The organism is Corallococcus sp. AB030, from assembly GCF_003668965.1.
GTDB lineage: Bacteria > Myxococcota > Myxococcia > Myxococcales > Myxococcaceae > Corallococcus > Corallococcus exiguus.
On record NZ_RAWQ01000010.1, the window covers coordinates 21,280 to 43,190 of the forward strand.

At 70.9% G+C, this 21,911-nt stretch carries 17 protein-coding genes; 6 read left to right on the top strand and 11 right to left on the bottom strand.

The features are described from left to right. Positions 1–105: 105 nt before the first annotated feature. On the top strand, positions 106–2,697 hold the full coding sequence (locus D7Y15_RS04405) for a carboxypeptidase regulatory-like domain-containing protein (protein ID WP_121751792.1): 2,592 nt from the start codon (positions 106–108) through the stop codon (positions 2,695–2,697). A 94-nt stretch (positions 2,698–2,791) separates the two neighbouring features. Beyond that, on the top strand, positions 2,792–3,670 hold the full coding sequence (locus D7Y15_RS04410; RefSeq protein ID WP_121751793.1) for a GGDEF domain-containing protein: 879 nt from the start codon (positions 2,792–2,794) through the stop codon (positions 3,668–3,670). A 36-nt stretch (positions 3,671–3,706) separates the two neighbouring features. Here the strand turns inward: D7Y15_RS04410 and D7Y15_RS04415 are convergent, their stop codons facing one another. Together D7Y15_RS04415 and D7Y15_RS04420 are read right to left on the bottom strand one after the other, a co-directional pair. Further along, positions 3,707–5,905 (bottom strand): lysophospholipid acyltransferase family protein, encoded by a 2,199-nt coding sequence (locus D7Y15_RS04415; RefSeq protein WP_121751794.1) that lies wholly within the window; start codon positions 5,903–5,905, stop codon positions 3,707–3,709. Beyond that, positions 5,902–6,873 (bottom strand): SDR family oxidoreductase, encoded by a 972-nt coding sequence (locus D7Y15_RS04420; RefSeq protein WP_120577700.1) that lies wholly within the window; start codon positions 6,871–6,873, stop codon positions 5,902–5,904. The genes D7Y15_RS04415 and D7Y15_RS04420 overlap by 4 nt, the downstream gene beginning before the upstream one ends. A 102-nt stretch (positions 6,874–6,975) precedes the next feature. Between D7Y15_RS04420 and mutL the strand changes: the two genes are divergently transcribed. Continuing rightward, positions 6,976–8,859 carry a DNA mismatch repair endonuclease MutL gene (gene mutL, locus D7Y15_RS04425; RefSeq protein ID WP_121751805.1) on the top strand — a complete coding sequence of 628 codons (1,884 nt, stop codon included), beginning with the start codon at positions 6,976–6,978 and terminating at the stop codon, positions 8,857–8,859. A 4-nt stretch (positions 8,860–8,863) separates the two neighbouring features. On the opposite strand, the gene D7Y15_RS04430 is transcribed toward mutL, so the two are convergent. Next, positions 8,864–9,289 carry a YciI family protein gene (locus D7Y15_RS04430; RefSeq protein ID WP_120577702.1) on the bottom strand — a complete coding sequence of 142 codons (426 nt, stop codon included), beginning with the start codon at positions 9,287–9,289 and terminating at the stop codon, positions 8,864–8,866. Positions 9,290–9,469: 180 nt separating this feature from the next. On the opposite strand from D7Y15_RS04430, the gene D7Y15_RS04435 reads away from it, so the two are divergent. The 3 genes from D7Y15_RS04435 to D7Y15_RS04445 all read left to right on the top strand — a co-directional run bounded on the left by D7Y15_RS04435 (position 9,470) and on the right by D7Y15_RS04445 (position 11,894). After that, on the top strand, positions 9,470–10,204 hold the full coding sequence (locus D7Y15_RS04435; RefSeq protein ID WP_121751795.1) for a hypothetical protein: 735 nt from the start codon (positions 9,470–9,472) through the stop codon (positions 10,202–10,204). A gap of 178 nt (positions 10,205–10,382) precedes the next feature. After that, positions 10,383–11,372, top strand: coding sequence for a tol-pal system YbgF family protein (locus D7Y15_RS04440; RefSeq protein WP_233604822.1), 990 nt, complete (start codon positions 10,383–10,385; stop codon positions 11,370–11,372). A 12-nt stretch (positions 11,373–11,384) separates the two neighbouring features. Further along, positions 11,385–11,894, top strand: a complete 510-nt coding sequence (locus tag D7Y15_RS04445; RefSeq protein WP_169819991.1) for a hypothetical protein — start codon at positions 11,385–11,387, stop codon at positions 11,892–11,894. Between the two features lie 8 nt (positions 11,895–11,902). On the opposite strand, the gene D7Y15_RS04450 is transcribed toward D7Y15_RS04445, so the two are convergent. From D7Y15_RS04450 to D7Y15_RS04485, 8 genes are all read right to left on the bottom strand, one after another. Next, positions 11,903–13,540: a carboxypeptidase regulatory-like domain-containing protein gene (locus D7Y15_RS04450; RefSeq protein ID WP_169819990.1), complete on the bottom strand. Its 1,638-nt coding sequence runs from the start codon at positions 13,538–13,540 to the stop codon at positions 11,903–11,905. Next, positions 13,537–14,121 carry a hypothetical protein gene (locus tag D7Y15_RS04455; RefSeq protein ID WP_120575373.1) on the bottom strand — a complete coding sequence of 195 codons (585 nt, stop codon included), beginning with the start codon at positions 14,119–14,121 and terminating at the stop codon, positions 13,537–13,539. Before D7Y15_RS04455 ends, D7Y15_RS04450 begins: the two co-directional genes overlap by 4 nt. 19 nt (positions 14,122–14,140) lie before the next feature. Next, positions 14,141–16,042, bottom strand: a complete 1,902-nt coding sequence (locus D7Y15_RS04460; RefSeq protein WP_120575374.1) for a sigma 54-interacting transcriptional regulator — start codon at positions 16,040–16,042, stop codon at positions 14,141–14,143. Positions 16,043–16,064: 22 nt separating this feature from the next. Then, positions 16,065–17,063, bottom strand: a complete 999-nt coding sequence (locus D7Y15_RS04465) for a hypothetical protein (protein WP_120575375.1) — start codon at positions 17,061–17,063, stop codon at positions 16,065–16,067. Continuing rightward, positions 17,060–19,039, bottom strand: a complete 1,980-nt coding sequence (locus tag D7Y15_RS04470; protein ID WP_121751796.1) for a serine/threonine-protein kinase — start codon at positions 19,037–19,039, stop codon at positions 17,060–17,062. The genes D7Y15_RS04465 and D7Y15_RS04470 overlap by 4 nt, the downstream gene beginning before the upstream one ends. Positions 19,040–19,062: 23 nt before the next feature. Continuing rightward, positions 19,063–20,160, bottom strand: coding sequence for a 6-phosphofructokinase (locus D7Y15_RS04475; RefSeq protein WP_121751797.1), 1,098 nt, complete (start codon positions 20,158–20,160; stop codon positions 19,063–19,065). Between the two features lie 154 nt (positions 20,161–20,314). After that, entirely contained in the window at positions 20,315–20,794 is a 480-nt protein-coding gene (locus D7Y15_RS04480) for a hypothetical protein (RefSeq protein ID WP_120575378.1), read from the bottom strand. 76 nt (positions 20,795–20,870) lie between these two features. Beyond that, positions 20,871–21,878 (bottom strand): CPBP family intramembrane glutamic endopeptidase, encoded by a 1,008-nt coding sequence (locus tag D7Y15_RS04485; RefSeq protein ID WP_158629005.1) that lies wholly within the window; start codon positions 21,876–21,878, stop codon positions 20,871–20,873. Positions 21,879–21,911 lie beyond the last annotated feature (33 nt).

Consider the following 21,911-nt stretch of genomic DNA (forward strand, 5'->3'; position numbering starts at 1 on the left):
CCGGTTCCAGGCTTCCAGCGAAAGCGGTTGCGGTGCCATCGCCGGTCGCGTCGCGGGCCTTCCCCCTGTAAGGTCGGGACAAGGCCGGTCCCCCTCGGAGTTCCCATGCGTTCCATCCCCCATCCGGTCCGGTCCCCCGGCCTCGTGCTCGCATGCCTGCTGGCGTGCGCCATGGGCTGCGCGATGTCCGACATGGAGGCGCCGTTCATCCACGGGGGCTGGGCGGACGCGTTCTGCACGGTGGATCAGGACTGCGGGGATCCGGCGCTGTTCTTCTGCAACACCGCCCTGTCGCGCTGTGAGCCCTCGTGCCGGACGGACCTCGATTGTTCGGTGAAGCGCCGCGGAGAGGTGAACGCCATCGCCGCCTGTGAGTCGCAGGCGCTGGGCTGCCGTTGTGACGCCAGCCGCTGCGTTCCCGCCCTCTGCACCGGCGACAGTGACTGCGAGGACGGGGAGCTGTGCCGCGACGGCGCCTGTGGGCCGCCCCCGCCGTCGTCCACCGTCGCGGCTTGCCGCGTGGTGCCCGAGCGCATCATCGCGCCCGTGGGCACCACCCTGCGCTTCGAAGCCTGGATGTCCGATGTCACGGGCCAGCCCTTCGTCCCTCGAAACGGGCTCGCCTGGTCCGCCGTGTCCGCACGCGTGAAGGGCGGGGGCACGGGCTCCGGGGCCACGTTCACGCTGGAGTCGGCGGGCGCGGAGGTGGAGGCGGTGGAGGCCCGGCTGGGCAACGTCACGTGCCGTGCGCGCGTCACCGTGCTGCCCCCGCACACGGCCTCGGGGCAGGTGCGGGTGGTGGTGACGGACGCGCTCACGGGCTACCCCGTCGAGGGGGCCTCGGTGGTGGTGGCGGACGCGCTGGGTGGCGCGACGGCGCGCGAGTCCACGGATGCGCTGGGCGTGGCCGTGCTGGTGGCCCGGAGCGATTCGACGGTGTCTGTCTTCCACCCGGACTTCGGCTACCTCACCGTGGCGAACTACGACATGACCGGCACGCGGGACCTGCGGCTGCCGTTGCGCCGCAACCCGGCGGACCGCGTGGGCGGAGTGCGCGCCCGGTTCACCCACCTGGCACCCGTGGGCGTGGGCGGCGCGCTGTCCCTGGGCATGGCGGGGCTGTCCGTGCCGGGGCTCCTGTCCGAGTCGGCCTCCGCCCAGGTGCAGGGATCCGATCGGGATGTGGACCTCACGCTCCGTGGGGTGACGCGCCAGTTCCAGCTGCCCGCCAGCGTCTGGGTGAACGGGCTCGGCGTCCTGCCGCCGGAGTCCGTGGATGTGCCGGGCATCTCCGGGGTGTGCGACGCGGCCCCCGCGGACGGAACGGATCCGGAGACGGCCACGCGCTCGGGGACCTGTGGCACTCGCACCGCCTGGGCCCTCACCGCCCAGGTGCCGTCCGGCGAGCTTCCGGCGGGGATGATGGATCCGGGCACGGATCCGCTGCTGCTCCTGGCGCGCGCGCTACCGCAGTCCGGGCGGTTCTCCTCCGCCGTCCAGCGCGATGTTCGCTTCCCCCTCCATGCGCCGATCGAGGGGAAGATTCCTCCCAGCGGGCCGCTCACGTCGCTGGACTTCCAGCAGGTGCCGCTGGCCTTCCCGTTCGTGGTGCGCGTCCCGCCGCTTCCACGCTTCCGCGACAGCTACCTGTCGCGCGCGCTGGTGGTGGGCTCGGTGACAGCGCCCGGACAGGGCACGGTGCCGCTGGGCCTGGGCGCCGCCGTCAACGCCAATCCGGTGGATCCGAACACGGACACGCAGCCCTTGTTGTCCTCTCCGGGCCTCGTGCGCGTGCGCATGGCGCCGGCCCATCACGGCCTGGAGGGACAGGCGTACCGGCTGGTCGCGGTCGCGTCGTCGGGAGCGCTGGGCGGTGAGGAGCCCGTGGGCCTCGCCACCAGCGCGGTGATGACCCCGCTGGATGCGCCCCACTTCGATCCAGAGGGCACGACGCCGGTGACGCTCGCGGACGCGTTCCTCGGCATCCCGGAGGGCGCCCACTACAACCCGGACGCATCGCCGTGGCACGGCCTGCTGCCGCGCGAGTGGCGGATGGACACCTCCTTGCTGGGTGCGACGATCGTGCGCGCGACCTTCACCAACGTGGCCGGCCGGCGCTGGACGGTCTGGGCGGACAGCCGCCGCTCCGTGACCGGCGTGCGCCTGCCGCTGCCTCCCTCGGGCCTGGAGGACCGCACCTTCCAGGGCGACACGGAGGGCTCGCGCGCATCGCTGTCGGTGGAGGCGTTGAACGTGGCCATGTCCGAGGGCCGTTCGACGAACCTCTCCACGCTGGCGGAGTCCGGGGGCATGGCGCCCGAACTGCTCGCCTCGTCGGTGCGCGCCGCGTCCACGCTGAACTACGGCCGGCCCCAGGTGACGTGGCTGGCGCCCGCTGAAGGCGCGTCGCTGGCTCGCGGCGCCACCGTGCGCGTGCGGGTGGACGGCTTCCAGGTGGGGACGGACGCAGGCAATGGCGACGAGGGCGGGGTGCTGCTCACCGTTCGTGATGGCGGCCCGGCCTGCGACCTCTCGGTGGTGCTCGGCGACGTGGCCACGCGGTCGGGCGAGGTGGCGCTCTCCCTTCCGCCCGCCTGCTCCGGGATGGAGGTCACGCTGGTGGCGTCGCTGGTGGACGGGCTCGGGTTGCCGCTGCGGCCCGCCGTCAGCGCCGCGCGCACGGTGCGCGTGCCCTGACGTGCTGGGGTGTCAGTGCGTCTACGACCTGGCGGGGCACCCGTTCCGGCCGTGAATTCGCTTTCGCGAATTGCGCGGTGATACGTTTGGCGTCATGGGCCAGAAGGAGACGGTCGTCACCGTCATCTCGAAGATCTCCGAGCGCCCCGTCAACCTGGACGCGGCGCTGGTGGTCATCTACGGCCTGGACCTGGGGCGCAAGTACGACCTGGCGCGTGAGGAGACGCTGATCGGCCGGTCGTCCAAGGCGGACATCCAGATTGATCAGGAAGCGGTGAGCCGCAACCACGCGCGCATCACCAACACCACCAAGGGCGTGCGCATCGAGGACCTGGGGTCCACCAACGGCACGTTCGTCAATGACGACATCGCGTCGTCGGCGCGGTCGCTGCAGAACGGCGACCTGGTGAAGATTGGCCGCACCATCTTCAAGTTCATCGCGGGCGGCAACATCGAGGCGGCGTACCACGACGAGATCTACCGGCTGACCACCATGGACGGCCTCACGCAGATCTACAACCGCCGCTACTTCGACGAGCAGCTGGACCGCGAAATCTCCCGCAGCCGCCGTTACGAGCGCACGCTGTCGCTGGTGATGTTCGACCTGGATCACTTCAAGGACGTGAACGACACGTACGGGCACCTGGCGGGCGACTCGGTGCTCAAGCAGCTGGCGTCCACGGTGCGCACGCGCATCCGGCGCGAGGACGTCTTCGCCCGCTACGGCGGTGAGGAGTTCGCGCTGCTCCTGCCGGAGATCAACCTGGCCGGTGCCCGTCAGCTCGCGGAGAAGGTGCGCAAGCTGGTGGAGCGGCAGCGCTTCGAGTTCGACAAGCAGGTCATCCCCGTCACGCTGTCGATGGGCGTGGCCGCGCTGGAGCCGCACCACCGCGAGCCCGCGGAGATGGTGCGCACGGCGGACGAGCACCTCTTCGCCGCGAAGAGCCAGGGGCGCAACCGCATCTGCGGCTGATGGCCCCCGGAGCATCGCTCGAAGCTCAGCCGGAGCTCAGCCCGTGAACACGGAGCGGCGCTCGCGCAGCAGGGCCTGGAGCATTCCCTGGATGGACTCGCGGGTGCGCTCGGTGAGCCGCTGCACTTCGCCCAGGTCGTCCGCGTCCTCCGGAGACAGTCCCTCCATGGTCAGCGGCTCGCCGAAGCGGATGGTCCACTTGGCGGGCAGCGGGCCCGGCGCGGTGAGCGGCAGCGACGGGAACCCGAGGAAGCCACCCGGGAGGCGGCCCAGCAGCGGAGACGTCTCCTCCGCGCCGACGATGGCCACCGGCACGATGGGCGCGCCGGTGCGCAGGGCCAGCTTCACGAAGCCGCCGCGGCCGAAGCGCTTGAGGCGGTAGCGCTCCGCGAACGGCTTGCTCGCGCCCTGGTAGCCCTCCGGGAAGACGACGAGCGGCCGGTGCTCATCGAGCAGCCGCAGCGCGTTCTCCGGCGAGGCGCGCACGGCGCCCAGGCGGTTGAAGAGGGTGCCAAGCATGGGCGCGTGGAAGACCTGATCCTCCACCAGCCAGCGGGTCTCGAGCAGATCCGGGCGTTCGCGCAGGAGCGCCTGCGCCATCACCAGGCCGTCGTAGGGCAGGGCGCCGGAGTGGTTGGCGACGAGGATGGAGGCGCCGCGCGGCACCTGATCCACGCCCTCCACGGAGACGCGCCAGTACTGCTCGTAGAGGAAGTCGAGGACGGGCTGGAGGCTCTCCACCAGCCCCTCGTCCTTGCCGTAGTCGTCCAACCGGCTGCCACCGCCAGTGCCCAGGCTGGTGCGCACGGCCTCCATCAGGCCGTGCATGGCGCCCACGGCGCGGCCCAGGCCGTCGCTCGCGAGCGCCTGGCCGGCGATCTCCTTCGCCAGCGAGAACATGCCCGCGGCGCGGCCCGCGAAGCCGGACGGCGGGGCCGATTCCTCCGGACGGTCGAAGCCCTGCGGATCCCGCTCCACTTCCTCCGGGAGGGGCACCTCGCCGGGGTCGCTCACGAGCGACAGGGGCCGGCGGCTGGGAGGCAGCTCGTCGTGGGACTCGTCCGGCAGCTCCACCTCCGGCTCCACGTCCGTGGGGGCGGCGCCCTCGATGATCGAGACGGAGATGTGCACGCCGTCCTCTTCGACGCGCTCGACGCCGGTGACCAGGTCGTCCTCCTCGTCCGGGTCCTCCGGCGCGGACATCCCCTCCGGGTCGCGGCGCCAGGCGTCCGCGGTCCAGAGGTCCTCGGTGTCCTCGGGAGGAGGCACGTCCTTCGGGTCACGGCTCCAGGCGTCGGTGGGCCAGGCCTCCTCGCCGCCTTCGTCCAGGGCATCGCCGTCGCCAGCGGCGGACAGGGCGCGCTCCTCGGGGCTGGTGGCGTGGCGGTCCAGCACCTCGTCCACGGCGACGCCTGCGGTGGCCTCGGCCACCTGGGTCGCGACGGCGGTGGCGACCGCTCGCTCGGCGGCGTCGCCATTGCCGTCGTCCAGAACCTGCCGCACGGCGGACTCGGCCACCTCGGCGACGAGCTCCGTCGCGAGGACGCGCTCGATGTCGCGGTCCGGCCCCTTGCGTCCCTCGAACAGCTCATCCACGGCCGTCTTCGCCGCGGCCTCCGCAGCGTCCGACGCGAGGGCTTCCGTCAGGGCGCGGTCCACCGTGCGCTCCTGGGGACGCGAGCCGCGCACCTCGTCCGCGAGCACCTGGGGCCGCGACGTCCGAGGCTCGGCGGCGGGGCCCGGCACGGAGGGCTCGCGCAGGGGCGAGACCTCCTCGCCAGCGGGAGGCTCTCCTGAAGCGTGCACGGCGTCGTGGGCGCCAGGCCTCGCGGCCGGTGCCCCTCCCGAAGCGTGCGGGTCCTTCGCGGACGAACGCCCGTGCTTCGCTCCCGAGGCGTGCTCCACGTCGCGCGCGTCCTGCTCGTGCCTCGCGCTCCCGCGTCCGTCCGGGCGGGCCTCGAACATGTGGACCTTGGCGGCGGGCGTCTTCGGCGTCGCGGCGGCCTGCTTCGCCTCCGCGGCCTTGCCGCCCTTGGGCGCCTTCGCCTGGGCGCTGGACTTCGACGCGCCACCCTTGGCGCGCTTCGCCTTGCCCGCTGACTTCGCACCCTTCGCAGACTTCGACGACGCGGACTTCTTCGCGGCCTTCGGGTCGGCCGCGTCGTCCTTCGCCTCGCCCGTGCGAGGCGCGGCGCCCCGCTGGAAGGGATCATTCCCGAGGACACCCTTGGTCATGACTGGCTCCTTCTGAGCGCCGAGGCGGCGTCCCTGACATGGTGGAGGGGCACGAACCCCAGCGCGGACTCGGCGCGCTCCCCGTCCGCGACCCAGGAGTAATGCATGTAGTCGAGCAGGGCCACCGGCAACGTGCCCGCCCCCACCACCCCGAGCGCGCGAAGTGCTCCACGAAACAACGGCCCCGGCAGGGGGAGCGGTCGCGCGCCCGCCTGGCGGATGAGCCCCGACAAAGGCAACACCCCGCGCCCCACGACGTTGAACTCTCCCGCCGTGTCCGCCCGCAGGGCCAGGTGCAGCGCCCGGCCCGCGTCGTCCTCGTGGATCGCCTGCCAGAGCGGGTCGAATCCCAGGAGCGTGGGCACCACCGCGTGCGACAGCAACCGCGTCGCCGGATTGTCCAGGCTCGGGCCGAGCAGGGGAGCGAACCGCAACACGAGCGTGCGGGTGTCGGGATTGCGCTCGCGGAACGCCCGCACCTGTCCCTCCACCTCCACCTTGTCGTTCACGAAGCGGCTGTGCGGACAGCCGAACAGCGGGGAGCCCTCGCGCAGGAGCGCCGGGTTGTTGCCCCGCGCGCCGTACGTCACCGTCAGCGACGGCACCACCAGCCGGGGCAGCCGGGCGCGGCCCACCGCCGTCAGCACGTTCATGGTGCCAATGACTTCCAGCTCGTGCGCCAGCGGGCCGTTGAGGATGGGCCCGAAGAGGAACGCCAGGTGGAAGAGGGCGTCCACGGGGCGCTCGGTGAGCGCGTCCGTCAGCTCACCTTCCGCGTCGTAGCGGGTGAGGTCCACTCGGTGGAACTCCACCTTGCTCATCGGGTGGGGCTCCTTCGTGTCCAGCACGAGGATGCTCTCCACGCCGGGGTCCGCTTCCAGCCTCGGCAGGAGCAGCCTGCCGTAGTCGCCACTGGCGCCTGTCACCGCGATACGCATCGGGCCCTTGCCTGCTCGGATCACTTCCATTCGCAGGGGCGGGTGTTAGCCCAGCCGTCCAGGAATGTCAGCCGCGTGTGCCCGTGATGTTCTGGACAACGTCATCCAGGTGGCGGAGGGTGGTTGATCGCCATGTCCCGAATCGCGCGCCTGAGCGACGTGCTCATCAACAAGATCGCCGCCGGTGAGGTGGTGGAGCGCCCCGCCTCCGTGGTGAAGGAGCTGTGCGAGAACTCGCTCGACGCCGGGGCCCGCACCGTGCGCGTGGAGCTGGAGGCGGGCGGCGTGGGCCGCATCACCATCTCCGACGACGGCCACGGCATGAGCCGCGAGGACGCCACGCTCTGTCTGGAGCGCCACGCCACCAGCAAGCTGCGCGAACTGGACGACCTCTTCCACATCGACTCCATGGGGTTCCGGGGCGAGGCCATCCCCGCCATCGCCTCCGTGTCCCGCTTCACGCTGCACACCGCGGAGCCGGACGCGCACGAGGGCACCAAGGTCATGGTGGAGGGCGGCGGCCCGCCCACGGTGGAGGCCGCGCCGCCCCGCGTGGGCACGGTCATCACCATCGAGGACCTGTTCTTCAACGTGCCCGCGCGCCGCAAGTTCATGCGCCAGGGCGCCACCGAGCTCAAGCACTGCGAGGAGGCCGTGGTGCGCCTGGCGCTCGCGCACCCGGAGGTCGGCTTCTTCGCCTCGCACGAGGGCAACGAGCTCTTCTCCAGCCCCGCCGCCGAACATGATCCGCGCGAGCGCATCGCCGCGGCCCTGGGCCCCGCGTCCTTCCCGCACCTGTTCCCCGTGGAGGAGCGCCGGCTGGGCGTCGTCGTCACGGGCTACCTCGCGTCGCCGGAGTACACGCTGCCCAACGCGCGCGGCCTCTACACCTTCGTCAACCGCCGCTACATCCGCGACCGCGGCCTCATCAGCACCGTGCAGCGCGCGTTCCAGGACTTCCTGCCCGCGGGCCGTCAGCCGGTGGTGGTGCTGCACATCGACGTGGAGCCCGCCGCGGTGGACGTCAACGTGCACCCGCAGAAGATGGAGGTGCGCTTCGCGGACGCCCGTGGCGTGCAGGACGCGATCAGCGCCGCCCTCTCACGCGTGCTGCGCGCGGCCCCGTGGCTGGGCTCGCCGGAAGAGCAGGCCGCGAACCCGCAGCCCCGGGACGCCGCGCACTACGCGCACGCCGTGGAGCGCTTCCTCACCCGCGCGCAGGAGGCTACCTGGGGCGCGCCGCTGCCCACCGCGATGGACGCACCGGGTCCCGACGGTTCCACGCCAGCGCGCCCGCTGACGCCGTCCTATTTCTCGCCGAACGGTGGAGCGCAGGGAAGTGCGTTCCCCGGTCCGTTCCAGGGCCCCCAGGTGCCGGGCCGCTCGCTCGGGTTCGGTGAGGCCCAGCCGCAGCTCAACGAGGCGCCGCCTCCGGGCTACTTCGCGGCGCTGCGCCCCATGGGCCTGTTGGGCAGCCGCTTCCATGTCTGCGAGGGCCCCGGCGGCACGCTGGTGGTGCTGGACCCTCACGCCGCGCTGGAGCGCGCGCGCCTCACCGCGTACCTGCGCCGGCTGGAGGACGAGACGAAGGCGCCGCCGCCGTCGCTGTTCGGCACCACGGTCGACCTGTCGCTGGCTGCGGTGAAGGCGCTGGTGGATGGCCGCGAGGCGCTGCTCAAGCTGGGCGTGGACGTGGAGCCCTTCGGTGGCACGGCGCTCGCGCTCAAGTCGGTGCCGGCGGGCCTGGAGAGCGTGGACCCTCGCGCACTTCTGGAAGCCCTGTCGCGCGCGTTGCCTCCGCGCAGCGCTCCGCTGGACGTGACGAGCCTGGCGGAGGCCGTGCGCGTGATGGCCTGTCACGCCGCGCGGCGAGCATCGTCTTCGCCGCTCACCGACGCGCAGCTGCGCGCGCTGTTGGGCGAATTGGACCGCGCGGACTTCACACCCCCGTGCACGCACGGCACGGTGGTGGTGCTGGAGATGCCGCTGCTGGAGCTGGAGCGGCGCGCTCGCTGACGGCTCAGGCCTTGGCCTTCGCCTCGACCTGCGCGCGCAGCGCCTCCTCCTTCGCGCGCAGCTCGCCGGTGGGATCGCTTTCCGCGAAGTCCTCGGCGGAGGCCACCTGGCGGATCTCCACCTCTCCCTCCTGGAAGGGGATGCGGCGCGCCCAGGCGATGGCCTCCTCGCGCGACTTCACCTCGATGATCCAGAAGCCGGCGACCAGCTCCTTCGTCTCCGAGAAGGGACCATCCGTCACCGTGCTCCCCGTCTTGGAGAACGCCACGCGGGCGCCCTTGGAGCTGGGGTGCAGCCCTTCACCCGCGAGAAGGATGCCGGCCTTCACCAGCTCCTCGTTGTACTTGCCCATCTCGGTCAGCTCCTCCGTCGAGGGCATGCGACCGGTCTCGCTGTCGGTGTTGGCCTTGACGATCATCATGAAGCGCATGGGGAGTTCTCCTGGAACGTCGGGTTCACAATGGCGACGAATGGTAGGGCGCGAAATCGACACGGTGGGGGACGGCCGGAAAATTGACGCGGCATGGCCCCCGGATACGGTGTGCGACACGCCTGTAGCACCGGGCCGCGAGCGCCCGTGCCGGCAGAAAGCCCCGGGATCCGCGCCTTGATGCTCCGCCGTCTGCCGCTCGTCTTCGCCCTCGTCGCCGCGCCTGCCCTCGCCCTTGCCCAGGATGACGGCGATTGGAGCGAGGGGCGGGCTCCCGCCAACCTGGACGGCGTGGGCCGCATCACCGTGCAGGCCGGCTACCGGCTCACCTCCAACGGCACGCTCTACGACGCCTGGTATGGCGCCAAGGGGCCGGGCAACGGCCTGGAGCGCGCGCCGGAGTCCTCGGGGGGTCCGTTCGGCGTGGCCTCGTTCGCTTACGCGGTGTCGGACCTGGTGGAGGTGGGCATCGACCTGTTCGGCACCGCGCAGAACCTGCGCCTGTCCGAGCCCGGGGCCGACGGCACCGTGTCCCGCAAGGTCAGCACCGTGTCGTACGGCGCGCTCCTCGGCCTGCGCTTCCAGGGCGTGCTCGACATCGGACCGCAGGGGTTGGTGCCCTTCGCGGGCGTGCTCACGGGGCCCACGGTCGTCTCCTCGACGCGCGAGGGCTCGTCCATCAAGGAGAATGTCACCCAGGCCTGGGTGGGCTCGCTCGGCGCCACGCTCCGCCTGTCCGCGGAGTGGGGTATCACCGCTGAATACCGCCTCATGTTCCTGCGCGGCCCCGTGGAGTCTCCAGACGCGGCGAAGTGGCCCGGGCCCTTCAGTTTCAGCCACGGAGGCAGTGGGTTCGGGCTCGGTGTGACGTATACGTTCCCGCCGAATCCGTCCCGCCCGATGGCCTCGTTCTAGAGGCTCGGGAAAGTTCCAAGACGAAAGCAGGCGAGCGCGCGCGAAGCAGGGACTTTCGGGGAATGGTGGCCACCAAGGGCCCTGTTTGGGAGCGGAAAAAGAACCCGCCCCTCATCCCGGAGAGTCCCCTAGCATGCGTGAGTCGGCCGAAGTCATTTCCGGTCCCAGGAAGATGTCCATGCCCCCCTCTGAACAGCCGAAGACTGACCTCGAGAAGGAACTCTCCGAACTCCGCCGCGAGGTCATCGAGTCGCGCAACCTCGTCATCAAGACGGACAACCTGCTGAAGAACCTCCATGCGGAGGTGAAGGCGGTGGGCAAGCGCCACGAGGACTTCCAGAAGCGGCAATGGCTCTCCTCGGCGGTGGCCTACACGCTCTTCGCGGTTCTGGCGGTCGGTGGCGCGGTGCTGGTGAACGGCGCTCGCAGCTCCAGCAACACCAACGAGCGCGAGCGGCTGGAGAAGCAGGTCGCGGACCTCTCCGGGCAGCTGGAGAAGCAGCGCGCGGACTCCACCTCGCACCTGACGGCCCAGCGCGCCGCCAACGAGGTCTACAAGATGATGACCACGCTGCCGGGCGACGAGCGCCTCAAGGGCATCGACGCGCTGGTGAAGCTGGACACGCAGAAGCTGTCCTCGCTGGAGCGCCAGGCCCTCAACGACCGCGCCGCCATCCTGCGCCGTGAGACGGGCGACGCCGCCCTGGAGCGCGGGAAGATCGCCTTCCGCAAGAACGAGATGCCCGCCGTGGTGGAGAACCTGTCGCGCTTCCTGGCGATGAACCCGCAGGAGGCGGACGCGCTGGACGCGTCCTTCTTCCTGGGCACCGCCTACAACCAGCTGCGTCAGCACGAGAAGGCCGTGCCGCTGCTGGCCCGCTTCGTGGAAGGCGACAAGAAGTCCAAGACGCGCGACTACGCCATGCTGCTGCTCGCCCAGTCGTACCAGGAGACGGGCGCGTTCGATAAGGCGGCGGACACGGTGCGCGACGCGCTGGCCACGTACCCGGCCACCCAGTACCTGTCGCAGTTCCGCGGCCGTCTGAACTCCGCCAAGCGCGCCGCCTCCGGTGGCGACGCCGCAGCGGTGCCCGCCGCCGTCCGGGCAGGGTTCGCCTTCCGGACGGTGTGCAAGGGAAGCATTGCCACCCGGGGTCCAGGGTCGTAAGACCTGGGCCCCGTGTCCGCTCCCGACTCGCAGAAAGACGCCCGCTTCCGCCGCTACCGTGGCGCCGCGTACGCGGTCCACATCACGCTGGCCACGCTGGTCTCGCTGTGGATGATCTGGAACGTGGGGCACTCCGTCGCGGCGATGACGCCCGCGAGGCCCCCGGCCGTGACGCCACCGCTCACCGTGCGCGAATGCCTGGACGCCGCGGACGCGCACTGGAAGGACCTGGAGTCCGAGCGCGAGAAGCTCGTGCACGTCCTCCCCGCCCGCAAGGTCGACCAGGAGTGGATGCGCTTCCGCACGGACTGGCTGACGCGCGTGCGCAAGTCCGAGTCCGAGTGCGCCCTGGAGTCGAGGGATCCGGCGCGCGTGGAGCTGCGCTCGGTGTACCGCCACCTCACGCGGGTGCAGGACCTCTACACCATCCACGCGGTGCAGTACGCGGGCGAGGTGGGCGGCGCGGTGGACGCGCTGCACGCCGCCTTCGACACCGCGCGCCGCAAGGACAGCGGCCGGTAGTCACGGCTTCAGCGCGTGGGCAGCACGGTGGAGTAGCGCCCCGTGCTGTCGGACACTGTCTGCGCCAGCAGGATGGACTCCGGCCGTCCTCCCACCGTCACCACGCGGAAGAAGCGCACGGAAGCGTTCGCCCCGATTCCGTCCGGCGCCAGCGCGGGGTCCGGGGGCAGGGTGATGCGGCCGCTCAACGAACGGCCCCGTGACAGCGTGAAGGCCGCCAGCGTCATCACCTCTGAATCGGCGGTGCCGGCCGGCACGGTGACGAAGCGGCTGACGCGCGGCAGGTTCTCCCCAGGAAGGAAGTCCAGCCGGTACTCGCCCGGGTCCAGGGCCAGCGCGAAGTTGCCGTCGCTGTTGGTGGTGAGGGGCGACTCGAAGCCCAGGGGCGGCTGCGGATAGCCTTCGAGCGCCCCCACCGGCTCCACCACGACGCGCACGCCCGACGCGGGGCCGGTGCCCTCCGGGTTCTTCACGCTGCCCACCACCGTCATGCGCTCCGGGCACGTCACGTCTGGCAGCACCGTGTCCACCGCCGCCACCGCCACCTGCTGGGGCGTCAGCCGCGAGGACGAGCTGGGCGGCGGGACGATGACCAGCGTGAGCGGGGACTCCGCGACGCCGGGCAGGGACGTGAGCTGGTAGCGCCCCTGCGCGTCCGTCAGCACCGGCACGCCCTTGAAGGTGCCGCCGCCGGCCACGCGGCCCTGGAGCGACACGCGCGCGCCAGCCATGGGCGTCTGGCCGTTCATCTCCAGCACGCGGCCCTCCACCGTCACGGCCGCGCCGGGGTCGCCCAGCTCCAGCGGGATGGGGAGGATGGTGGACGGATCCACCACGAAGGTCTTCCAGGGCACCAGATCCCCGGCGTTCACGGGCGTCGCGCGCACGAGCACCGTGGCGCGTCTTGCGTCATCCGCGCCCAGCACCAACTGGAACGCGCCCGTGTCGCGGGCCACGCGGGCGCGTTGGGACAGCGGGCGCAGGGACTCATCCAGCACCTGTACCTCCATGTCCGCGTCCACCCGCTTCGAACCCTGGAGCATCAGCGTCCCCGTCACCGTCACCACGCGCGACGCGGTGGGCAGGTCGAAGGCCACCATGCCGCCCGAGGAAGGGTCCACGAAGGCGTCGCGCGACAGCGGCGGCAGGGACGGGTCCACCGGCGTGAGCGTCACGGTGTACTGGCCACTGCCCACGGGCAGCACCCACGCGCCGTCGTCCGGGGTGAGCGTCGTCTCATAGCGCCGTGCCACGCCCGGGATGAGGCGGCTGTCGCCCGTGGCCAGCAGGTGGATGGGGGCGCGGTAGGGGACGGGCGCCGTGCCACCGTCCTCCGTGGCGGTGGTGCCGCTCGTGACGGTGCCCGTCAGGCGCACGGGGCTGAAGAGCTCCAGGTTCTGCTCCGCCCGCAGCCGGTCCACCGGGAAGTCCTGCGCGAGCAGGCCCGCCTTGGGATGGGGCTGCACCTCCACGACGATGTCGCCGCCGGGGTTGCCGCAGCCATCCACGAAGCACACCTGGCCGGCGGCGCACTCCGCGTCGGAGCGGCACACCAGCTGCTCCGGGGGCGGCTCGTCATCCAGGAAGCCGCACCCGGCCCCGGTCAGCCCGAGCGCCAGCGCCAGGGCCCGGAGCGCGCGCCTCACTGGCAGTCCCCCGCCACGGTGTTCACCACCCACGCGTACGAGGTGACGAAGCCCGGGTTCTTCACCACGCCGCCGTCCGCGAGGATGACTTCGTCCGGAGGATCCGGCTGGCGGTTGGTGAGGTGCCGGTCGGTGACGAACGCCTCGATCAGGTGGATGCCCGGCGGGGCCAGCGGGTTGTTGGCCGAGCGCAGGTCCATGCGCAGCGTGCCGCGGTCGTCACGGCGGGGCTGGCCGGTGTTGGCGAGGACGATCTGCCGGTAGTAGCCCGTGGGGTTGGACGGGTTGTAGTCCACGTACCACTCCACGGTGATGCGGTCGTCGACGTCCAGGTCCTCCACCACCACGTTGAAGTCCTGGGTGCAGCTGCCCACGCCGAAGGCGCGCAGGATGCGCTCGGAGGGCTCCACCTGCTCCTCCACGATGCGGGGCGGGCGGTTCCTGAACTCGGGCAGGCTCTCCAGCAGCGCCACGTCCTGGGGGATGAGGCACCCGGAGCCCGTCGCGAGCGCCGCGAGCCCCAGGGCCGTCACCAACGGCTGGAGGATGCCCCGGGACTGTCGCGTCGCGTGACGGTGCATGGCGTGGCTTGGAGGAACGCTATAGCAGTTCCTCGTTCTCCTCGGGAGGAAGCGGACCGCCCGTCTTCTCCGCCTCCAGTTTCTCCAGGTGGCGGAAGATGGTGCGGGGATCCACCCCCAGGTCCTTGGCCGTCTTGGTGCGGTTGCCGTTGTTCCGGGCCAGGACCTCGTTGATGTAACGCTTCTGGAACTCTTCCTTCGCCTGGAGCAGCGGCATGATGGGCTCCAGGTTCTCCGGCTTGAGGTCCAGGTCGTCCGCGCCGAGCAGCGGCTTGTCCGCCAGCACCACCGCCTTCTTCAGGCGGTTCTCCAGCTCCCGGATGTTGCCCGGCCAGCCGTACTTCTTCATCGACACGGCGGCCGCGGGCGTGAAGCCGCGCGCCTTGGAGTTGAACTCGCGCGCGTACTTCTGGAGGAAGAAGCGGCCCAGGACGATGACGTCCTCGCCGCGCTCGCGCAGGGGCGGCAGCTTCACGGTGACGACGTTGAGCCGGTAGTAGAGGTCCTCGCGGAACGTGTTCCGCTTCACCTCGTCTTCAAGAATCTTGTTCGTCGCGGCCACCACGCGGATGTCCACCGGCTCGCCGCGGTTCTCACCGACCTTGTAGACAATCTTGTCCTGGAGCGCGCGCAGCAGCTTCACCTGGAGCTGGAGCGGCATCTCGCCGATCTCGTCCAGGAAGAGCGTGCCGCCGATGGCTGCCTGGAACTTGCCGGGCCGCGTGGCCACCGCGCCGGTGAAGGCGCCCTTGGCGTGGCCGAACAGCTCGCTCTCCAGCAGGTTCTCCGGGATGGCGCCGCAGTTCACCGTGATGAACGGACCCTTGGTGCGCGGCGAGCGGCGGTGGACCTCCCGGGCGATGAGCTCCTTGCCCGTGCCCGTCTCTCCCGTAATCAGCACGGAGATGTCCGTGGGCGCGATCTTGTCGATGCGCTTGTACACGTCCCGCATGCCCTGGCACGCGCCCACGATGTCGCCGTAGCGCTGGTCCTCCAGCTTGCGGCGCAGCTCCGTGTTGTCGAGCTTGAGGTCGTTCACGAGCAGCGCGTTCTGCAAGAGCAGGGACGCCTGCGCCGCGAACACGGTGAGCATGTCCATGCTCTTGGGCTCGAAGCGGTTCACCAGTCGATCGTTGCCCACGTAGAGCACGCCGAACAGGTCGCCCTTGTGCATCACCGGCACGCACATGACGGAGTGGACCTTGAGGTTCACCACGGACTCGCTGGCCTTGAACTCCGGCGCGTCCAGCGCGTCCGCGACGATGATGGCCTTCTGGTCCTTCACCACCTTGGCGATGATGGAGTCGGACAGCTTCTCCACCGCGTCCTCGATGTTCTCCCGGGCCACGTTGCGCGCGGCCTTCACGCGCGGCTCGCCGCTCTCCATCAGGATGAGGAAGCCCTTGTCGGCGCGGGTGACCTCGATGGCCTCGTCCAGCAGGCTCTCCAGGATGCGGTCCACGTCGTAGCTGCCGAAGAGCCGCTCGCTGAACGCGGTGAGCCGCTTGAGCAGCACCAGCTCGCGGCCCACCACGCCGGGTAGCTCCGCCGTGTGCGAATCAGACGAGGCCGTGGCGGCGGAGGGGAGGAGGGACACCTCCCGCTCGGGCACCTCGCGGCGCACGGGCTCGCGGGGGGCGTCCTCGCGGGAGAAGGTCAGCTCGGTGCCGCCAACCTTGACCACGTCACCGGTGGCGAGCGCGTGATTGTCGCGCCGCTTGCCGTTGACGTGGAAGGTGGCGCCCAGGCTGCCGACTTCGTAGCGGGAGCCGTCGAAGGTGACGTGCAGGGCGTTGGAGGGGACGCTGGCGTCCTCCAGTGGCACGTCGTTGTCGGATCCCCGCCCCAGGCTGGTGATGCGCTTGAGCAGGGAGACCGTGCGGACCTTTCCATCGGGGGTGCGAACGGTGAGGCTGGCCATGGGCGGACTTTGGGGTTCGGGGCTAGAACGTGAGAGAGAAGCCGGCGCCCAGCCCACCCTTGGTGGAGTACAGCCGCACGCGCGGCGGCGCGGCCTGGGAGACGGTAGGAGAGGGCTTCGGTTCGGGGCGGGACTCGACGGTGGTGCTGCTCACCACCTGGTCCTCGTGGTGGTAGACGGCGTCCACCACGCCCAGGGTGTAGACGGTGTAGAAGCCGGTGGCGGACGCGAGCTTGAGCAGCTGCCAGGTGTCCGCCTGCCGGGCGCGGTCCGTGGGGATGTAGCGCACCGGAATGGACGCGCGGCCGTCCTCGTCCAGCACGTTGTCCAGGTTGATGAGCCGCTCCTCGAAGAGCGAATCGTACGCGAAGAACGCGATGATGCTGGTGATGGCCAGCACGCCTTCCGTCGCGGCGAAGGCGATGCCCATGCCGTTGCGGCCCTGTTGGAACTGGCCGGCTCCGAAGGGGACGAAGTTGACCAGGAAGTTGTGCTTCTCCACGGTGCGCACGGTGACCTGACGGGCCAGCTCCTCCGCGCGGCGGCGCTGCGTCTCCAGGGCGACGCGCTCCTGTTCCCGGCGCTCCTGTTCGGTCTTCTCTCGCTCCAGGCGCAGGCGCTGCTCCTGCCGAAGGAAATCGCGCTCGCCGGACATCTGGTTCTTGAGGTCCTCGAAGTAGGCGACGGCCGGGGGCGGGACGACGAAGGGGTCCAGGCTGAAGTCGGGATCCAACCGGAGCACGGCGCGCAGGTGGCGCTCGGCGTCGTCCGTCTTGTTGAGGTTGAAGGCGGACAGGCCCGCGAGCTTGTGCAGCTCCACCAGGTCCTCCTCCGGCAGGTCGCCCCGGTCGATGCGCTGACCGGCGCGCTCCAGCACCTCCGCGTACTTGCCGTATTCGAACGACGAGCGCAGCGCGGCGACCTCCGGATCCGCGCCCATGGGCGCCTGGGCGCGCGCGGACGCGGGGCCGAGCAGGGCGGCCAGCAGGAGGACGACGAGAAGCAGCGGGCCTCGGCTCATTCGGGCGCCAGGCTCCCGCGCAGGGTGGTGGGCTTGCCGGGCTCCAGCAGGACGACGCGCTTCTCGGTCTTGTATCCGGGGGAGGAGATCTCCACCTCCACGCGGTGCTGGAAGCTGGCGGGGCCTCGGGGGGAGCGGATGTCGAAGGGGTGCTGGAGGCTGTCGTTCGCGGCGCGCTCCACGTCGCCCACGCGCACGGTGGCGTCCGGCGGCTGGTAGTCCATGGCCAGCTGCGAGGCCTTCAGCAAGGCGCGCAGGCGGAAGACGTTCTCGCGGTCCGGCTTCACGTCGATGGTCTCCGTGGCGTCCTCGCAGTAGTCGCAGGAGACGATGACGGTGTGCTCGCCAGGGGACAGCTGCACGTCGTGCTGCGCGAGCTGCTTCGTGCCCGCGGGGCCGCCGTCCACGCGGATGGAGCCGTAGGGGCGCACGAGGATGGACACGGGGAGCTTGCCGTTGCGCGCGGGCTTGGAGTCGTCCTGCGGGTCGAGGCTGGCGACCACCGTGGGGCGCGAGGACGTGCGATCTGGAGGGGAGGGGACGCGAGGGTTGAGGTCGGTATCCCGGCCAGGCGTGCCCGTGCCACCCGAGCCCTGCGCACCGTTGGGTCGCGAGCCCGTGGCCTGCGTGCCCTGAGGGGTGCCCGTGCGATCGGGCGAACCCGCCGTGCCGCCCGTGCCCTGCGAGCCTTGGACCGCGCCCGTGCCTTGCGTGCCCGTGGAGGCGCCCGTCGTTCCGCCAGCCGTGGGCTGGGAACCCGAGGCCTTCGAGCCCTCGGTGCGCGGATCCGTCGTCTGCACCTTCGGCGTCTCGGGCGCGCTCGCGTTCATCCGGATCAGCTGCCAGCCGCCCAACCCCAACGCGAGCGCCACGCCCGCCGCGATGCCCGCGCGGATGCCGCGCCTGCGCCACGTGCGCCGCCGCTGCTGACGCTGGATGCCCTTGAGCAACCCCAGCGCCCGTTCATTCGTCGCGTCCAGCGCGAGCACGTGGTTGAGACACGCCAGTGCGCGCGGCGTCCGCTTCTCCGCCAGCTGCCGCTCCCCACGCTCCAGCAGCGCCGCGACGATGCGCTGGCGCGCGAGCCGCTGGTACGACGGCGGATCCGCGAAGAACGAAATCAGCTCCTCGCCCACGCGGGAGAAGCCCAGCCCCGCGAGCGCATCCGCCAGCGCGTCGCGCAGCTTCCCCGCGTTCGGGTAGCGCCGCGCGGGGTCGCGCTGGAGGCACGTCGCGCAGATCTCCGCCAGTTCATCCGACAGCGCGGGCACGCGGCGGCGAGGGTCTTCATACGCCCCGTCCAGGATGCGCTTGAGCGTCGCCGTGGTGTTCGACGCGGTGAAGGGCAGGCGGCCCGTCATCAGCGCGTAGAACATGATCCCCAGGCTGAAGACGTCCGCCTCCGGCCCGGCCTCCAGGCCCTCGATGATCTCCGGCGACATGTGCGCGGGCGAACCCACCAGCGCGCCCGTCACCGTCATCCGGTCCTCGATGTCCAGCAGCCGCGCGATGCCGAAGTCCATGAGCTTGAGGACCCCGTCCTCGCGCACCATGACGTTCTCAGGCTTCAGGTCGCGGTGGATGACGCCCGCTTCGTGCGCGTGCGCCAGCGCCGCCGCCAGCTCGTGGATGATCATCGCCGCCAGCTCCGGCGGCTCCAGCGGGCCTTCATCCAGGTACGTCTTGAGCGTCCGGCCCCGGATGTACTCGGTGACGATGAAGGCGTCGTGCGCCTCCGCCGAGGAGAAGTCGAACACCTCCAGGATGTTGGGGTGGTGCAGCTTCGCCACCGCGCGGGCCTCGCGCGCCAGGCGGCGGCGCGACTCGTCCTTGCCGGCCAGGTGCGGGTGCAGCACCTTCACCGCGACCTCGCGGTCAAGGGCCGTGTCCAGGCCCTTGTACACGACGCTCATGCCCCCGGAGCCCAGCTCCTCCAGGATGCGATAGCGACCGATATGGCGGCCGACGAGCGTCATGGCGTGCGGTGCGCGCTCTCCCCTCAGTCCCCGAACCCGATGCCCATGCTCCGCGCGAACCGCACCAGGTCTCCCTGGACGTCCACGCGTCGCTCCTTGCGAGACTCACTCAGCGGCACGGGAACGACTTCGTTGTTCCGAAGCGCCACCATGTGCCCCCACTGGTTGTCCCGCACCAGGTCCAGCACCTTGCATCCGTAGCGCGTGGCCAGCACCCGGTCCGCCGCGCTCGGGCTGCCGCCGCGCTGCAGGTGGCCCAGCACGGTGACGCGGATCTCCGCCGCGATGTGGCTCGCCAGCAGATCCGCGCACACCTTGCCGGAGCCGCCCAGCCGCACCACGCCCCGCCCCGGGATGTCCGCGGCCTCCGCCAGCACGGACAGCGCGCCACCCTCCGGATACGCGCCTTCGGAGATGGCGATGATGGAGAAGCTGCGCCGCCGCGTGGCCCGCCGCTTCAGCGTCTCCAGCATGGACTCCACGCGGTACGGAATCTCCGGGATGAGGATGAGGTCCGCGCCGCCAGCGATGCCGCTCTCCAGCGTGAGGAAGCCCGCGTGGCGGCCCATGATCTCCACCACCATCACGCGGTCATGCGCCTCCGCGGTGGAGTGCAGCCGGTCCAGCGCCTCCGTGACGATGAGCCGCGCGGTGTCGAACCCGAACGTCTGGTCCGTGCCGGACAAGTCATTGTCGATGGTCTTCGGACACCCGACGACCTTCAGCCCCTTCTCCGCCAGCTGGTGCGCGATGGACAGCGTGCCGTCCCCGCCAATCGCGACCAGTCCGTCCAGCCGCAACTCCTCGCAGCGGCGCAGGACCGAATCCGACACGTCCCGATCCACCCAGGCATCATCCTCACGCACCGGGTAGGAGAACGGGTTCGCCTTGTTGGACGTGCCGAGGATGGTGCCGCCCTTGGGCAGGATGCCGCGCGTGTCCTCCACACCGAGCGGGCGGACGAGCTCCGGCTCCACCAGGCCCATGTAGCCATTCTCGATGCCGACGAACGAGTGGCCGAACTCGTGCACGCCTCGACGGACGAGGCCACGGATGAGCGCATTGAGTCCCGGGCAGTCGCCACCGCCGGTGAGGACGCCGAGTCGAAGAGGTCGAGCCATAGGATCGTAGGAAGTCGGACGCGGGTGTCAGTAGGAACGGGCGGCACTATGACAGCAACGTCGGTGCCGATTGTAGGTGCCACCCCAGGGGGGTGCAACGCGCGAATCAGCGGTTGCGTCGGATCCGCGCTCGCCGGGACGCGGGGGCGGCCCCTCAGTCGCGCTTGAGGCGACGCCGGGAGGCCAGCCGGTCCAGGAGGGCCTGGAGGCGATCCTCCTTCTGTGGCGGAAGGGCCCGGTCCGTGGGGGACTGCACGGGCATCTCGCGGGCCATCCGGTACAGCTCCTCCAGCCGCTCCAGCACCAGTTCGTTGCCGGGGCGCTCCTGAAGTGCCCGGCGGTACGCGGCGGCGGCGCCCACATAGTCACCCAACGTGAAGAGTCGCTCGCCCTCCTGCATGGGCGACGGCGGGCCCAGCGGGAGGCGCTGGGGTTCGCGCACGCGGTTCTTCAGGTGCTGCAGCTCCTCGGGCTGGAGGCTGTCGCGCAGCTGGGCCAGCCTGGCGGCCAGGCTCTCTTCGCGCGGAAAGGCGGCCAGGAGGTGCTCGAAGAGCTCGAACGCCTCCGCCAGCTCGCCCCGGCGCAGGGCGCGGTCGGCACGTGCTTCCATGTCGGCCCGGACGGCAGGGGTCATCTCGCGCGGGAGAGTAACTGTTGCCCGCCCGGGATGTCACATGCGGAAAAGCCTGCGCTCGCCGGGCCGCAAGGCCTCAGGCAGGCGTCGCGGAGGACTCCGGCAATACCGCGCTTTCCGTGGTCCGGGCGCTCCGCTTCCAATGGCGGAAGAGCCACACGGCCACCAGCCCGTGGAGCAGGAGCCCGAAGACGCCCTCGCCGTTGAAGACCCAGACCTGACCGCCGAAGAGTCCCGGCCGGCCGTTGTAGACGCTGCCGAAGAGCAGCGGGTTGATGATGTTCCAGCTGATGTGGAAGAGGGCGGGCGGCCAGATGGAGCGCGACGCCATGTAGAGCTGCGCGAACACCACCGCGGCCACGGCGATGGACAGGAGGAACGTCACGTTCTGCCCCACGTGCCCGCGCTGCGTGGAGGAGAAGATGAGGGGCAGGTGGAACGCGGCCCACACCGGCATGGTGATGGCCGCGGCCAGCGCCGGCCGGTGCATCCACCAGCGCACCAGCGTCCCGCGCCAGCCCACCTCCTCACCCAGCTCGCTGGGGACGCCGAAGCCCACGACGGGCCCCCACACCAGCGCGACCAGGCCGTAGCGCAGCCAGCGCCAACGCTCGGGCAGCTTCGCGCCCAGCTTCTCCACCCAGCGCCAGCGCACGGAGGCGGCGGCCAGCCACCACGTCACCGTCAGCGCCCAGAACAGGAGGATCATCACCGGCACCGTCGCCACGCCCGTCACCCCGAACGGACCCTTGAGCAGCTCCGGCTGGAAATGGATGAAGGACGCGTCCCCGGTCGCGAACCGGATCGCGTAGGCCAGCGGCGCGATGACGGCGCCGTACGCCAGCGGCAGCGCCAGCCCCAGGAACCACCACTTCCAGCCGGGGAAGGAGAAGCCCACCGCGGAAGGGGGCTCGCGCCGGAAGAACCACGAGCACGCGAGGCCCACGATGCCCGGAACGCACATCATCCAGCGCATCAGCCACACGGACTTCTCGCCGCCCGCGATGAACGCCACGGCCATCGTCCAGCTCACCGCGAGCGCCACCGCGATGAACGTGAGGGTTTCTTTCCGGGGATTCCTCATGTTCCGGAGCATACCGGTTGGGCTCGTCCCGTC

Coding starts and splice junctions, on each gene's coding strand:
- D7Y15_RS04405 (WP_121751792.1), top strand. CDS start 106: ATGCGTTCCATCCCCCATCCGGTCCGGTCCCCCGGCCTCGTGCTCGCA.
- D7Y15_RS04410 (WP_121751793.1), top strand. CDS start 2,792: ATGGGCCAGAAGGAGACGGTCGTCACCGTCATCTCGAAGATCTCCGAG.
- D7Y15_RS04415 (WP_121751794.1), bottom strand. CDS start 5,905: ATGACCAAGGGTGTCCTCGGGAATGATCCCTTCCAGCGGGGCGCCGCG.
- D7Y15_RS04420 (WP_120577700.1), bottom strand. CDS start 6,873: ATGGAAGTGATCCGAGCAGGCAAGGGCCCGATGCGTATCGCGGTGACA.
- mutL (WP_121751805.1), top strand. CDS start 6,976: ATGTCCCGAATCGCGCGCCTGAGCGACGTGCTCATCAACAAGATCGCC.
- D7Y15_RS04430 (WP_120577702.1), bottom strand. CDS start 9,289: ATGCGCTTCATGATGATCGTCAAGGCCAACACCGACAGCGAGACCGGT.
- D7Y15_RS04435 (WP_121751795.1), top strand. CDS start 9,470: ATGCTCCGCCGTCTGCCGCTCGTCTTCGCCCTCGTCGCCGCGCCTGCC.
- D7Y15_RS04440 (WP_233604822.1), top strand. CDS start 10,383: ATGCCCCCCTCTGAACAGCCGAAGACTGACCTCGAGAAGGAACTCTCC.
- D7Y15_RS04455 (WP_120575373.1), bottom strand. CDS start 14,121: ATGCACCGTCACGCGACGCGACAGTCCCGGGGCATCCTCCAGCCGTTG.
- D7Y15_RS04460 (WP_120575374.1), bottom strand. CDS start 16,042: ATGGCCAGCCTCACCGTTCGCACCCCCGATGGAAAGGTCCGCACGGTC.
- D7Y15_RS04465 (WP_120575375.1), bottom strand. CDS start 17,063: ATGAGCCGAGGCCCGCTGCTTCTCGTCGTCCTCCTGCTGGCCGCCCTG.
- D7Y15_RS04470 (WP_121751796.1), bottom strand. CDS start 19,039: ATGACGCTCGTCGGCCGCCATATCGGTCGCTATCGCATCCTGGAGGAG.
- D7Y15_RS04475 (WP_121751797.1), bottom strand. CDS start 20,160: ATGGCTCGACCTCTTCGACTCGGCGTCCTCACCGGCGGTGGCGACTGC.
- D7Y15_RS04480 (WP_120575378.1), bottom strand. CDS start 20,794: ATGACCCCTGCCGTCCGGGCCGACATGGAAGCACGTGCCGACCGCGCC.
- D7Y15_RS04485 (WP_158629005.1), bottom strand. CDS start 21,878: ATGAGGAATCCCCGGAAAGAAACCCTCACGTTCATCGCGGTGGCGCTC.